Origin of the sequence: Mesorhizobium sp. WSM2240, assembly GCF_040438645.1 — a bacterium.
Classification (GTDB): Bacteria; Pseudomonadota; Alphaproteobacteria; order Rhizobiales; family Rhizobiaceae; genus Allomesorhizobium.
Window position 1 is genome coordinate 183,348 of the sequence record NZ_CP159253.1, and the last position, 12,982, is coordinate 196,329.

General features: G+C 60.9%; 13 protein-coding genes. 4 read left to right on the forward strand and 9 right to left on the reverse strand.

The window, feature by feature from the left end:
• Nucleotides 1–57 precede the first annotated feature (57 nt).
• A complete protein-coding gene (locus ABVK50_RS00910) occupies nucleotides 58–216 on the reverse strand; it encodes a hypothetical protein (RefSeq protein ID WP_353643234.1) in 159 nt (52 codons plus the stop codon).
• On the opposite strand from ABVK50_RS00910, the gene ABVK50_RS00915 reads away from it, so the two are divergent.
• From ABVK50_RS00915 to ABVK50_RS00925, 3 genes are all read left to right on the forward strand, one after another.
• Nucleotides 215–670 carry a hypothetical protein gene (locus tag ABVK50_RS00915; protein WP_353643233.1) on the forward strand — a complete coding sequence of 152 codons (456 nt, stop codon included), beginning with the start codon at nucleotides 215–217 and terminating at the stop codon, nucleotides 668–670. The two genes, ABVK50_RS00910 and ABVK50_RS00915, sit on opposite strands and share 2 nt — an antisense overlap.
• Complete coding sequence (locus ABVK50_RS00920) at nucleotides 667–2,211, forward strand: FAD-dependent oxidoreductase (RefSeq protein ID WP_353643232.1); 1,545 nt, start codon at nucleotides 667–669, stop codon at nucleotides 2,209–2,211. The genes ABVK50_RS00915 and ABVK50_RS00920 overlap by 4 nt, the downstream gene beginning before the upstream one ends.
• Before the next feature lie 227 nt (nucleotides 2,212–2,438).
• Nucleotides 2,439–2,894 (forward strand): DUF4334 domain-containing protein, encoded by a 456-nt coding sequence (locus tag ABVK50_RS00925; protein ID WP_353646990.1) that lies wholly within the window; start codon nucleotides 2,439–2,441, stop codon nucleotides 2,892–2,894.
• Here the strand turns inward: ABVK50_RS00925 and ABVK50_RS00930 are convergent.
• On the reverse strand, nucleotides 2,891–3,043 hold the full coding sequence (locus tag ABVK50_RS00930; protein WP_353643230.1) for a hypothetical protein: 153 nt from the start codon (nucleotides 3,041–3,043) through the stop codon (nucleotides 2,891–2,893). The two genes, ABVK50_RS00925 and ABVK50_RS00930, sit on opposite strands and share 4 nt — an antisense overlap.
• Before the next feature lie 18 nt (nucleotides 3,044–3,061).
• Here ABVK50_RS00930 and ABVK50_RS00935 point away from each other — a divergent pair, with 18 nt between their 5' ends.
• Complete coding sequence (locus tag ABVK50_RS00935) at nucleotides 3,062–4,171, forward strand: AI-2E family transporter (protein ID WP_353643229.1); 1,110 nt, start codon at nucleotides 3,062–3,064, stop codon at nucleotides 4,169–4,171.
• Nucleotides 4,172–4,244: 73 nt separating this feature from the next.
• Here ABVK50_RS00935 and ABVK50_RS00940 read toward each other — a convergent pair whose 3' ends face one another.
• The 7 genes from ABVK50_RS00940 to ABVK50_RS00970 form a co-directional block, all read right to left on the reverse strand.
• Nucleotides 4,245–4,571 (reverse strand): hypothetical protein, encoded by a 327-nt coding sequence (locus tag ABVK50_RS00940; protein ID WP_353643228.1) that lies wholly within the window; start codon nucleotides 4,569–4,571, stop codon nucleotides 4,245–4,247.
• Between the two features lie 67 nt (nucleotides 4,572–4,638).
• Nucleotides 4,639–6,261, reverse strand: coding sequence for a PQQ-dependent sugar dehydrogenase (locus ABVK50_RS00945; protein WP_353643227.1), 1,623 nt, complete (start codon nucleotides 6,259–6,261; stop codon nucleotides 4,639–4,641).
• Entirely contained in the window at nucleotides 6,254–6,718 is a 465-nt protein-coding gene (locus ABVK50_RS00950; protein ID WP_353643226.1) for a DUF2231 domain-containing protein, read from the reverse strand. The genes ABVK50_RS00945 and ABVK50_RS00950 overlap by 8 nt, the downstream gene beginning before the upstream one ends.
• 861 nt (nucleotides 6,719–7,579) lie before the next feature.
• Nucleotides 7,580–8,623: a glycine betaine/L-proline ABC transporter substrate-binding protein ProX gene (gene proX, locus ABVK50_RS00955; RefSeq protein ID WP_353643225.1), complete on the reverse strand. Its 1,044-nt coding sequence runs from the start codon at nucleotides 8,621–8,623 to the stop codon at nucleotides 7,580–7,582.
• Between the two features lie 81 nt (nucleotides 8,624–8,704).
• The gene (locus ABVK50_RS00960; protein ID WP_353643224.1) at nucleotides 8,705–9,634 is read right to left on the reverse strand and encodes a proline/glycine betaine ABC transporter permease; all 930 of its coding nucleotides are present in this window, start codon (nucleotides 9,632–9,634) and stop codon (nucleotides 8,705–8,707) included.
• 56 nt (nucleotides 9,635–9,690) lie between these two features.
• Nucleotides 9,691–10,929: a glycine betaine/L-proline ABC transporter ATP-binding protein gene (locus tag ABVK50_RS00965; protein ID WP_353646991.1), complete on the reverse strand. Its 1,239-nt coding sequence runs from the start codon at nucleotides 10,927–10,929 to the stop codon at nucleotides 9,691–9,693.
• Between the two features lie 290 nt (nucleotides 10,930–11,219).
• Entirely contained in the window at nucleotides 11,220–12,926 is a 1,707-nt protein-coding gene (locus tag ABVK50_RS00970) for an ABC transporter ATP-binding protein (RefSeq protein ID WP_353643222.1), read from the reverse strand.
• Nucleotides 12,927–12,982: the final 56 nt, after the last annotated feature.

The following is a 12,982-nucleotide window of genomic DNA, read 5'->3' on the forward strand; positions in this document are numbered from 1 at the left end:
CCCGAACGCGGAAACGTTCGCCTGATCGTATCCTATCTGAATACGGCGGCGATTGGCTCAAACATCGTCGCCGTAGCCCGGCATGTTCGGGAACATTCGGCCGCTGCCGCCATTGGGGTCGGGTAAACTGCGGGCCTTGAAGGCGGAACGCATGCGCAACATCATATTTGGAGCACTAGCGGGCATATCGGCCACTTTGGCGATGACGGCAGCCATGCGCCGGCTGTTCAGGATCCTTCCTGATGGTCACGATTACCCTCTGCCGCCGCGCGAAATCGTTCAGCGGGTGGATGTTGCCGGAACTGGCGAACGCGGGCTGCGCACCGCAACCGTCACGGCCCATTTCGGTTACGGCGCCATCGCAGGGAGTGTCTATGCTCTGCTGCCGCGGCGGATGATCAGCGGTGGCAGCTATGGCGTCCTGATCTGGGCGCTGAGCTATCTCGGATGGATTCCTCTTGCACGGATACTCTCGCCCGCCACAGAGCACCCGGCAGCGCGCAATCTCCTGATGCTTGGGGCACATCTTGTGTGGGGCGCCAGCCTCGCTGCGAGCCTCCACGAACTCCGGCGATCAACCGGGGACATCTTCAGCCGAGGACCTCTTTTCGATGCTCGGCGCCCACGGCGCTTGGCGCAAGGCATGCCTCGAATAGGAGCAGGCGAATGAAACGCCCCGAAAACAACCGGCCGTTCTGGTTTCCATCAGACGAGAATGCAAAAACCTATCCGCCGCTCGCGGACAGCATCTCAGTGGACGTCGCGATTGTCGGCGGCGGGATTGTCGGGCTGACGGCGGCGCATCTGCTGGCCGGATCGGGCAAGAGCGTAGCTGTGCTCGAGGCGCGCCAGATCGGCCGACAGGCGACCGGCAGGTCGACCGCCAAGGTCACCTCTCAGCACGGCCAGCGCTATGATCGCCTGATCCGGGACATCGGGCGGGACGACGCTCGCATTTATGCCCAAGCCAATGAGCATGCGGTTGAGAAGATCCGCACGCTGGTGGAGACCCTGCAACTCGATTGCGGACTGAAGCAGATGGCCGCATTCGTCTATGGCGAGACGGAAGACGAAGCCGCGTCGCTGAGGAAAGAAGCGGAAGCGGCTTCCAGCCTCGGCTTGCCGGCTTCGTTCGTGACCGAGGTGGATCTGCCGTTCCCGGTCACAGGCGCCGTGCGCTTCGATGGTCAGGCGCAATTCGATCCTTATCGCTATCTGCTGGGCCTTGCCGAGGTAGTGTCCCGCGAAGCAATGCTATTCGAAAAGAGTCGGGTAACGGATGTCGAACACGGCGAACCGTGCATTGTAAAGACGGACGGCGGCTCGGTCACCGCAGACCGCGTGATCGTCGCAACGCAGATGCCGATCGTTCACGACGGCCACTTCTACGCCAAGGCCTTTCCCTTCGCTCACCCGATCGTGGCGGCTCCTATGCCGGCTGGCCATGTACTGGATGGCATGTTCATCAGTGTGGGGTCGCCGACGCATTCATTGAGAAGCGCCGAAAGGGACGGGAAGAGCTACCTGATCGCTGTGGGCGGCGAGTTCAGGACCGGCGTGACCGAGGACGAGCTTGCGATGGTCAGCGACCTGCAGGCCTTCCTCAAGTCGACGTTCGGGGTTGAGAGCCTCTCCCATTCCTGGATCAACGAGGATTTCCGACCGATGGATGATCTTCCGTTCGTCGGGCGCGCAAGTTCCGCAAAACCGCATTTCTTCGTGGCGGTGGGGTTCGACGCCTGGGGCGTCACGCAGGCCACCGTGGCCGCCGGGATCATCGCCGACCTCGAACGGGCGAACGAAGCCGCCGAAATATTCGATGCCACTCGCCTGCGGCCGGTGAGCGGCGGGCCTACATTCGTCTCAGAGAACGTCAAGACCGGGATAAGGCTGGTCGGGGACCGCTTGTTCAAGCAGCGGGTGCAAGAGATCGAGAGCATAGCAGCCGGGCAGGGCGGTATCGTCGAAATCGACGGCGAACAGCTTGCCGTCGTTAAGGACGATCAAGGCGTAGTCAGCGCTCTGTCAGCCGTGTGCACCCATCTCGGTTGCATCGTCGGCTGGAATGAGGTGGACCGGACCTGGGATTGCCCCTGCCACGGATCGCGCTTCGACAGGCAAGGACAGGTCATCAGCGGGCCGGCGGTTTCGCCGCTCGAAACACGGGAACTGGGCGCTGCTTTGCGCAAAGCCGCAGGTCACCGCGGGTGAACCGCTGGTTGGAGGCGCGACCGTGAAAATCCGTCGGGCGCGACGTCTTCCGGATGGTCCGCCCAAGCTCAACGGAAGGCTGAAGAGGGCCACAAGCGATGAACACCGCAGCTATTGGCGGTTCCCTTCAGGAACCGGAATGGCTGTCTCGTTGGCGGGAATCCCCACTACCGACCGATCAGGGACTGTTCCGTTTTGACGGCCTTGGTTCTGTCGATCCTGACCAGATGACCGGCAGATGGCGTGGAACAGGCCTTCACACCGGACATCCGCTCGACGGCCTGCTTGAATGGTTGAATTGGTACGGCAAGTCTTTTGAGACGCCCGAGATCGTCCATCCGCTGCTCTTTCTCGGCAGGAGCGGTGACATATTCTCCATCGATCCGGCACGAGTTCCGCTCCATTGGGTGTTGCGCGGGCCGATGCTCGCCCGCAGCCGCGCCGCGCGAAAACTTTTCGCGGTGTCGCGTTATCTTCTGCGATCCGGTGGTCCCACCGCGCGGCTGCGAAAGATCGAGCATCGAGGAGTAACCAGCGCCGCCATCGTCTACGATCGTCAGCCTATCATCGATTACCTTCGCAGGATCGACGACGATCGCGTTCTTGGCATCATGGATCTGCGGTTCATGCCGCAGCCCTTCTTCTTTCTGCTTGCTCGCGACGGGTTTGAACGAGCCGGCTAGATTTGCCCGAAGCGACACAGCACCCAGTCGCCGATCGGCATCAGCCGCCGGGTACCCCGCCGCGGCAAGTTGAACAAAACGCCATGACATTCGTTCGGCTTTGCCGTGGCCTGACGAAACGCTCGAACTCCTGCCAGTTCGTTGGCCATTCATGGAGGCACCTGACGATGCGAGATTGGGCGCTGACAGAGGGCAGGCTCAGGGTACTGATCCTGGCGGCGGCGACGGCACTGGGGCTTTATCTGTGTTATCTGTTGGCGCTCCCCTTCCTGCCTTCACTGACTTGGGCGCTGGTTTTGAGCATAATGCTCTTGCCGATGCACCGCCGGATCGAGGCGCGCACCGGAAATGCCCATCTAGCGGCTACAATATCCGTCATCGTGGCTGCGATCGCGGTGGTCGTCCCCGTGCTCTATGTGGCGCAGAAACTCGTGGTCGAAGCGGTGGAAGGCGCCGTTTACCTGGAAAGGCAGCTTCGCGGCGCAGAATGGCGTGATGCAATCGCTGCGTATCCACGATTGGCAACAAGCGTGGAATGGCTCGAGGAGCGATTGGACTTCGCCGGAGCCGCTGCAAATCTCGCGGAATGGCTCACTGTACAGGGTACCTCGCTGGTGCGAGGCTCGGTCAATCAACTGATCAATCTACTGCTGACGTTTTATCTGCTCTTCTATTTCCTGCGCGACAGGCAGCGAGCCTGGCGGACGTTGGGCGACTTTTCTCCGCTTCCGCGTGCAGCGACTGAGTTGGTCGCGCGCCGGTTCATGGATACTGTTCACGCAACGATCTTCGGCACGCTGGGCGTTGCCGCCGTCCAGGGAACGCTGAGCGGATTGATGTTCTGGTGGTTGGGCCTACCGCTGCCGCTATTCTGGGGCGTGGTGATCGGCTTGCTTGCCATTGTGCCTGTGCTGGGTGCGTTCGTCGTCTGGGTGCCGGCGGCTGTGTTTCTGGTTTTCGAGGGCCATTGGATAAAGGCGCTGATTCTAACGGCATGGGGCGCCGTCATTGTCGGCGGCATCGACAACCTGCTCTACCCGGTCCTGGTGGGGAACCGGTTGAAACTTCACACCGTCCCGGCGCTGATAGGCCTTATTGGAGGCATAATCCTGTTCGGCGCTTCCGGGCTTGTCCTCGGACCGGCCGTGATCGTCGTCACTTTGGCGCTGGTGGAAATACTGAAGAGACATTACCGCCGTGAAATCATACAGCACGACAACTTGTCGCCACGCGCAGGGAAAGCGAAGCAAAGCGGCAAGACGAATCCCCGGGCGTGAAGCATCGGCAGCGCCGCGCTTGTTCACGACGTGAGTTGGCCTGCTCGCAACGCTCGACCGCGCGCCTGCGGTTTCATTTCGAGGCTCCGACTCCGAGTTCAGATGCCTTGGCCTCGAACTCATCCTTGATGTCGTTGAGTGTCGGCAGGTTCAGCGCCTTCAGGTAGGCATGCACTTTCTTGGCCGGATCGGAATTGAGGTCACGCTTGAAATTCTCGACGACATCCCTGGCCGAACCGTAGCGCTTAAAGCGCTCTATCTCTGCTCGCGTGGCATCCTGAACGTCCTTGAGCTTCTTCTTTTCTGAGTCGGAACGGCCTTCCGGCTTGGCCTTCATTACGGGATCGAACGCTCGGTCGATCAGGAATTCCACGAGCTGTCGTTTCGCATCTGATGCCATAGGTGCCTTCCTCCTTGACTGCAGCCCAGCTCACTGAAGCGCTCCGGCTGTAGCTGAGCTACTTTTTCTACTGCGCCGGATCTTCCTGTACAGCGCGGTCTGGCAGGACCGCTGGTGCGATTTCCGTCTGCGATGGGGTAGGCGCCTCTGCGCCGCCGGACGGGGGCGAAGTGTCGCCGGCGGGTGCGGTCGGTTGAGCGTCTGGCGACTGTGTCGCGGGCGCCTGCGTTTCGGACGGCGGCTCAACGCTCGCTCCAGCGGGTGGCGGCGAGACTCCCGGCGAAGTTCCCGCCTCACCGGCGACGCCAGTCGCGATCCGGTCCGAAGGGATAGGCTCCGGTGTGATCGAGCCGTCTGCCGCCGCCACGCGCCAGACAGTGTTGCCGGCGTCGTCGGCGATCAGAAGCGCGCCGGTTCCGTCAATGGCGACGCCGACGGGTCGGCCGCGCGCCTGGTCGCCGTCGATAAAGCCGGTCACCACGTCTTGCGCCTTGCCCGCCGGCCTGCCGTTCGCGAACGGCACATAGACCACCTTGTAGCCGTTGAAGACGTTGCGGTTCCAGCTGCCGTGCTCGCCGATGAAGGCGCCGTTCGTGAAAGGCTCCGGCAAGGCGGAGCCGTTGGAGAATGCCAGGCCAAGCGCCGCGACATGGCTGGACAGCGCGTAGTCGGGCGCGATCGCCTTCTCTACCATGTCCGGTCGCGCAGGATGCACGCGCTCGTCTACGTGGTCTGCGTAATAGCTCCAAGGCCAGCCGTAGAACGCACCCTCCTGCACTGATGTCAGATAATCCGGCACGAGGTTGGGGCCAAGCTCGTCGCGTTCGTTTACGACGGTCCACAGTACGCCGGTCTCGGGATGAATGGTCAGGCCGTTGGGGTTGCGCAGGCCCGAAGCGTAGATGCGCGCCGCACCGGTCTCGCGGTCCACCTGCCAGATCGCGGCGCGGCCCTTCTCAGCCTCCAGACCGCGTTCGGCGACATTGGAGTTTGAGCCCACCGAGGCATAGAGGAAACGGCCATCGGGGCTCATCGCGAGGTCTTTGGTCCAGTGGTGATTGATCGGCCCGCCCGGCAGCGGCGTCAGCACGGTCGGCTCGGCCGCGATTTCCGTTTGTCCAAGTTCGTAGGGATAGGCCAGGATCGCGTCGGCCGCTGCCACATAGAGCGTCCCGTCAAACCACGCGACGCCGAAAGGCGAGTGAAGGCCGGTCAGCAGGTCCCTGCGCTCGTCCACCTGTCCATCCCGGTTGGTGTCGCGCAGAAGCGTGATCAGATTACTCTCCTTCTGCTCGCCGCCGCCGCCCTGAGCTATCGACATGATCCAGCCGCGGATCAAGTCCTTCGGGCGGGAAAGCGGCTTTCCCGAGGGCCCGCGCGATTGCACGACGAGCACGTCGCCGTTCGGCAGCGTGTGCACCGTGCGCGGATGAGCGAGGTCGCTGGCATAGGCAGTGATGGTGAGGCCATCGGGTACCGCTGGCGTCTCGCCCTCCGGCCAGCCAACCACCTCGGCGATCTTCAGGTCGGGTAAGAGGTCCGTACGTGGCTCGGGCAGCACCGGATCGGGACCGATCTGGCTCGAGACGTCGAAATCCTCGCCACCGTCGGTGCAGCCGGTGAGGGCAAGCGCAACAAGACAGGCTCCGGCTAGAGTGGAGGCAGGAATTAGTCGGAAACGATCAATCATAGTTGCGCACTCCCACACCGTGGACATGAACAAGCGAAGCGCCGAGCCACGCAGTCACGAACATCACAAGTACTGTCAGTGCTGAAAGGATGAGCCCGTAGGGAACCACAGCGGTCCAGCCGTCACCGGAATGGACGAGATTGTTGACGAAAGCCAGGGCCAGCACGATGGCGTTGCCGATGGCATGCGGCCAGGCCGGCCCCTGGTCGCGGACTTCGCGGCGGGCGAGGAAATCCACGGCGCCGAACACGGCGGCAAGGACACCGAACGCGAGCCCCACCAGTAGCAGCCAGGCCGAAAATTCCTGCCACATCAGATAGGAGGTTTGCCAATAGGCAATGTCGGTCACCAGCGCCAGCGTGAAGCAGACGATAGGAAACGGAACCAGCATCGCATGGATCGGGTGCCCCGCTATGACGGCTGTCGATTGCGGGTGCGGGAAATTTGGCGACGGCATCTGAGCATCCTCACGATCGATGACTGTGGGCCATACGGATAAAGGCACGATTTGTTCCCCGCGCCCGATGCCTCTGGACGCGCCAATTGCTTGGATGCGGGAATGCACGCCGTCGCTGAATGCGGATTTCGCGGGCTTGAGTGCTGCGCAAGCAGGTCATCAGGCCGGTGCGTGTCGCTCCTGGCTCGACGCGTAGAATAGCGTCTCCTGCATCATCGTCCTCATCTTTTCAAAGGACTGAATTAGGACTTCAATGCCACCAATGCCGGTTCCTTAAATGAAATGGACCCCCAAAGCTGCCCTTTGCAAACGCGATTCTTTCGTTGGAGCCGCCGGCAGCGGCTTACTGTGCCGGGGGCCTGAGGTTCTCCGGATCTTTTGCTTGTGATTGAATGCGCAACTGTTCACCAATCTGCTGAATCCGTTGCTGCGATGCTGCCGCATCGGCCAGTGCAGATTCCAACTGCACGCTGGGATAATGGGATCGTCGCGGGGCCAGGCCCTCTGCCCGTCAGGAGCCAGACAGGTGTCACACCCAGAATTCCAGCCATCATGAAGAGACGATTGGCGCGCGGGCTGTCGCGATCGCATTCCCACGCCTTCCAGGTTGCCGTCATCACGCCCAGCTGTCGTGCAGCTTCGCTCATCTCCAGCTCCGCAATTTCGCGAGCGTACGACATGCGCCCACCAAGCGTGTCTTCGGAGCCGAGGTCGGCTCGATTTGTTTTAGGAATCATAATTGTACCTCCGATTACCACAGTCAGGATGATGAGGGGGCATGAAAGCCCTCATGCGTTTACGCGTCCAACTTAGGGTCGTGATCGGAGGCGGGCCGATAGAGCCTGCCCGCCTCCGAGGGATTTACATTGCAGCTTCGCGTGCGCTTTTAAGCCAACCGTCAACCAACTCGCTGTTTGCCTCGATCCACTCCGATGCGTGCCGCTGGATGTCTTCTGGGTCGCCTTCGCCGGCATTCATCTTTGCGTTCTGGGCAAAGATTGCGTCGAGAGGGATCTTCACTTCGTCCAACAGTGCCTTGGCGGCCGGGTTCTCCTCCAGGAACGACGAGTTCGCGACCGGGCGAATGTCGTTTGCCGGGAACCCGAGCTTGCATGGATCGGCCACGCAGCCTTTCACGCCTGCAAGCGTGGCTGCATCTTCGAGTTCAGCCATTTCTTCCGGCAGGTCGACTTTTGGAACCTCGATCCACATCACGTCCTCGCCCGGAACCAGTTCGTTGACCGTCCAGTTGGGCGTCCAGGTGTAGAACAGGATCGGCTCACCCTGTTCATGAGCGGCGATCGCATCTGCCATAGAGGCGGCATAGCCTGCCTTGATGGGATTGACGTGGTCGCGGAGTCCGTAGGCGTCGAGGTGATGCTCGATGTTGACCTCGCAACCCCAGCCGGGCGGACAGGCGACCAGGTCGGCCTTGCCGTCATCGTTACGGTCAAAGGCTTCCTTGACCTCCGGACGCTTGAAATCGTCAAGAGTCTTGATGTTGAACTTCTCCACCGAAGCCTTGTCGACGAGATAGCCTTCCAGAGCGCCGCCTTCGGCAACGTAGCCGACCTTTTCAGCGCCTTGCGAGAAGGTGCTCTCATAGGTGTTGTGGAGCGGGAACCATCCGTTGATCCACAGATCGAGATCGCCTTGCGAGACCGCCTGGTAAAAGGGCGGATTGTCGAGCGTGGTCGGTCCTTCGACTTCGTATCCAAGCTTCTGCAGAAGCTGCTTGTAGATCTCGGCATGGAACCAGCCCGTGTCCCATGTGGCTTGCGCCATATTCACGGTGGTGCCTTCGCCGGGCATTTCCTGTGCAGTGGCGAGGGAAATCGGCGCCGCCCAAAGGGCCGCGGCCGATACGCCGACCATCAGGAATTGCGAGAGATGTAATCTCTTCATTGGGAAGTCTCCTTGTTCAGTTCATGTTGCCTGCTTTGCTGCAGGATACGGGGGCCGCACGGGAAGCGGCCGCGACAAACATCAGCTTGCCCGTTCGGTTTGGCCGGAGGCGAGCGCCGTCGGCGAAAACAGGGATTTCAATGTCGCCGCCAGGGACACGGTGCGGACGGAGCGCTTCTCCCCGAGCCCTTGGGTGATGCGGTCAAGGATGATCGCCAGCAGCACGATTCCGATGCCACCGGCCGTGGCGTTACCGACATCGAGACGACCAAGACCTGTGTAGACCGTAAGGCCGAGGCCGCCGGCGCCGATCAGAGCTGCAATCACGACCATCGACAGCGCCAGCATCAGAGTCTGGTTCAGACCCGCCATCACGGTTCGAAGCGCCAGCGGGAATTGCACCTCCCACAGAGTCTGCCATGCCGTCGCCCCGAAAGCGGTCGCAGCCTCCACGAGATCGCCACGGACGTTGCGGATGCCCAGATTGGTCAAGCGTATGATGGGGGGCAGCGCGAAGATGATCGTCGCGATGATGCCCGGCACCATGCCAACTCCGAAGAGCATCACAATCGGTACCAGATAGACGAAGGAGGGGATGGTCTGCATGATGTCGAGCACGGGGCGAAGCATCGACTGGAAGCGGTCGCTGCCTGCGGCGGCGATCCCCAATGGAATGCCGATCACCGTACAGAAGAATACCGCCGTAACAACCATGGACAGCGTCGTCATGGTTTCCGGCCACAGCCCGATCATGTCGATGAAGACCAGCGCGATCAGCGTGAAGATGGCGACGCCTCGTCCGGCTGTTCGCCAGGCGATCAACGAGAGTAGGACGGTGAACAGGACCATAGGGACCGCGTTCAGGAGGCCGTCGAGCGTATTGAGCACCTGCGTGATCGGCCACTGCATGGCCCGGAACGCAGGGCGGAAATTCGGCACCAGCCAATCTTTCACAAAGAAGTTGACCCAATCGTCCAGTGGTATGGTGAGGAAGTCAGATGGGCTGACCATTGATGTCTCCTTGGCGGGGGCGGCCGGCCGATTGTCAATGCGGCGTGAAAGGCCGCTCAGGCTGCCGCAGCGGTTTCGCCAGCGAGCTTTGCGAACACGGCCTGTGGCGCGATGACGCCGTCCAGGTGGCCCTTTCGGTTCGTGACGGCGATCGGCAAACCCGATTGCGCCAAGGGATACAGCTCGAAGAGCGGCGTGCTGCGCCTTGCCGATGGAAAGTCGGTGATCAACGCACTTGCCAGTGCACCACCATTGTCACGCATCAAGGCCGTCAGATCTCGATAGGTGACTGCGCCTGCAATGCGCTCGCCGTCGAGCACGTAGATCGCGTCGCTTCCGGCAGCCTCCATGCGCTCGATGGCGATCTTTGCAGTGTCGGTTGATAGCTGCACTGCGTCGGCAGGTCCGGCGACACTGGCTGCCGTGAAGACGCGCGAACGGTCGATATCCTGAGTAAAGGCAGCGACGTAGTCGTCGGCAGGATTCGCGACAATCTCTTCGGCCGTTCCGGTCTGCACGAAACGTCCGTTCCGCATGATTGCGATCTGGTTGCCGAGGATGAGCGCCTCATTGAGATCGTGGGTGATGAAAATGATGGTCTTTTTCAGCGTCCGCTGCAGCTCGAGCAGTTCTTCTTGCATATCGCGCCGGATGAGAGGGTCGAGAGCGCTGAAAGGCTCGTCCATGAGGAGGATTTCCGGCTCCGCCGCCAGTCCGCGGGCCAGACCGACTCGCTGCTGCATGCCGCCAGACAATTCATCGGGATAGCTGTCGGCACGAGACTCCAGGCCGACCTGTGCAAGCGCTTCGATGGCGCGCCTACGACGCTCCTCAGCAGGCATGCCCTTGATCTTGAGGCCGAACGCGACGTTCTCCGCGACGGTCTTGTGCGGAAACAGTGCGAAGTGCTGAAAGACCATCGAAACCTTGTTTCGGCGGATGTCGCGAAGGCGCGCGGCCGAACAATTGGCGACATCGTCGCCATCGATGATGATTTGCCCGGCACTAGGCTCGATGAGGCCGTTGATCATCCGAACGAGCGTCGACTTGCCCGACCCGGAAAGTCCCATGACTACAAAGATCTGGCCTTCTTCGACGTCGAAACTGGCGTCCTGGACGCCGACAGTCTGCCCGGTTGCCTCGAAAATTTCTTCCTTGGAGCGGCCCTGCTTGAGCAGCTCAAGACCTCGATGAGGTTCTATTCCGAATATCTTAAAAATGTTTTTGGCTGATACTTTAACTTGCATGTCTACTTTCGATTGAGGAATCCGGAGTGGAGGTATTCGGAAAAACATGCCGACCGCAGATTCCGAACAAAAAATTCGATATCTCGCAATGGATTACGAGTGCCGCCGGCTGAGCGAAGGATGTACTGGGATTATAGGGACTCGTAGCCGCTTGCGCAACCCGCAGGCCGTGGGGTGTTCACGCATCTGAACGAATAAGCGGATGGCCGGGCGCCCTTGGCGGCGATCATCCCGGCCAGGAAATACCCTGGCACCCCGTCGTCATGCCGAAACCGATTCGAAGAAGGCAACATTCGAGTGAAGGAGACAGCAGGAACTGCTCGGGGCCGTCGTTCCCTTCAATCGGCCGCGCCTAGTCGTGAGTAAGCACCGCCGCTCACGACCAGTACATCATGCGGGCCTTGTTCGACGATGCCCGTATCGTCGACTACGACGATACGATCGCCATTGCGGATCGTCGCCAGCCGATGCGCGATCACCAGTGTCGTGCGGCCTTGCGCAAGCTCTGCCAGCGACTGCTGGATCTCGCGCTCGGTCTGCGTGTCGAGCGCCGACGTCGCCTCGTCCAGGATGAGGATCGTCGGGTTCTTCAGGAACATGCGCGCGATCGCAAGGCGCTGTTTCTGGCCGCCTGACAGTTTTACGCCACGCTCGCCTATGATCGTGTCGAGGCCTTCCGGCAGGGAAGCGATTAGGTCATGCAGGCGGGCGCGGCGCGCAGCCTCGACAATGTCGCTTTCCATCGCGTCCAGCCGGCCATAGGCGATGTTTTCGCGGATCGTGCCGCCAAACAGGAACACGTCCTGCTGCACGATGCCGATCTGGCCGCGCAATGAGGCCAGCGTCATGTCGCGGATATCCAAACCGTCGATCGTGATAGCGCCGCTGTCTACCTCGTAAAAACGCGGCAGCAGCGAGCACAGAGTCGTCTTGCCGGCGCCGGACGGTCCGACGAAGGCGATGGTCTCTCCTGCTGCGATGTCAAGATTGATGTTCTTCAAAACGGTCCGTTCGCCGCTATAGCCGAAGGTGACATCGCGGTAGCTTATGTGGCCTTCGAGTGCCGGCGCGTCGATTGCACCAGGCCGATCCGCGATGTCCGGCTCAGTGTCGAGGAGAGCCGTATAGCGGCGAAATCCGGCGATGCCTTTCGGATAGGTTTCAATCACCGAATTAATCTTGTCGATAGGTCGGAAAAACACATTGACCAGTAGCAGGAAGCCGACGAAACCGCCACTGGAAAGTTCGCCACGCAGCACGAGATAGCTTCCGGCGATCATCACCACCAGTTGGATCAACCGCATGCTCATGTAGCTCAGCGACGTGCTCGCGGCCATGATGCGATAGGCATCGAGCTTGGTCTTGCGGTAGCTGGCGTTGTCCCGCGCGAAGAGACTGCGTTCGTGGTCTTCATTGGCGAACGCCTGCACCACCCGCATGCCGCCGACGCTCTCCTCGATGCGGACATTGAAATCGCCGACCCGTCCGTAGAGCGCCTGCCAGTTGCGGGTCATGCGCGCGCCATAGCGGCTTGTCACCCAGGCGACCACCGGAACGATTGCCGCTGTTATCAGTGCAAGCTGCGCATTGACTGAGAACATCAGCGCGAATGCGCCGATGAAGGTCATGATGGCGATGAACAGGTCTTCCGGGCCATGATGGGCGACCTCGCCGATTTCCTCCAGATCCTTGGTGACCCGGGCGATCAGGTGGCCGGTCTTATGGTTGTCATAGAAGCGGAACGAGAGCTTCTGCAGGTGATCGAAGCTCTTCCGGCGCATTTCGGTCTCGATGTTGATACCGAGCATATGGCCCCAGTAAACCACGACCGCCATCAGTCCCGTGTTCAACATATAGACGGCAAGTAGGCCGGCCGACGCTGCGAGTATCAGCATCCATTGCTGCGTCGGCAGCAATTCGTCGACGAAGACCTTGACCGCCATCGGAAACCCGAGCTCCAGCATGCCGGACAGAACCGCGCAGCAGAAATCCAGGATGAACAGACCCTTCCAGGGGCGGTAGTAGGAGAAAAATCTGCGAAGCATTGGGACGTTTTTCTGGTTCGAAGGTCTGGATGCCCGGAGCATGCAATGCGACGGGC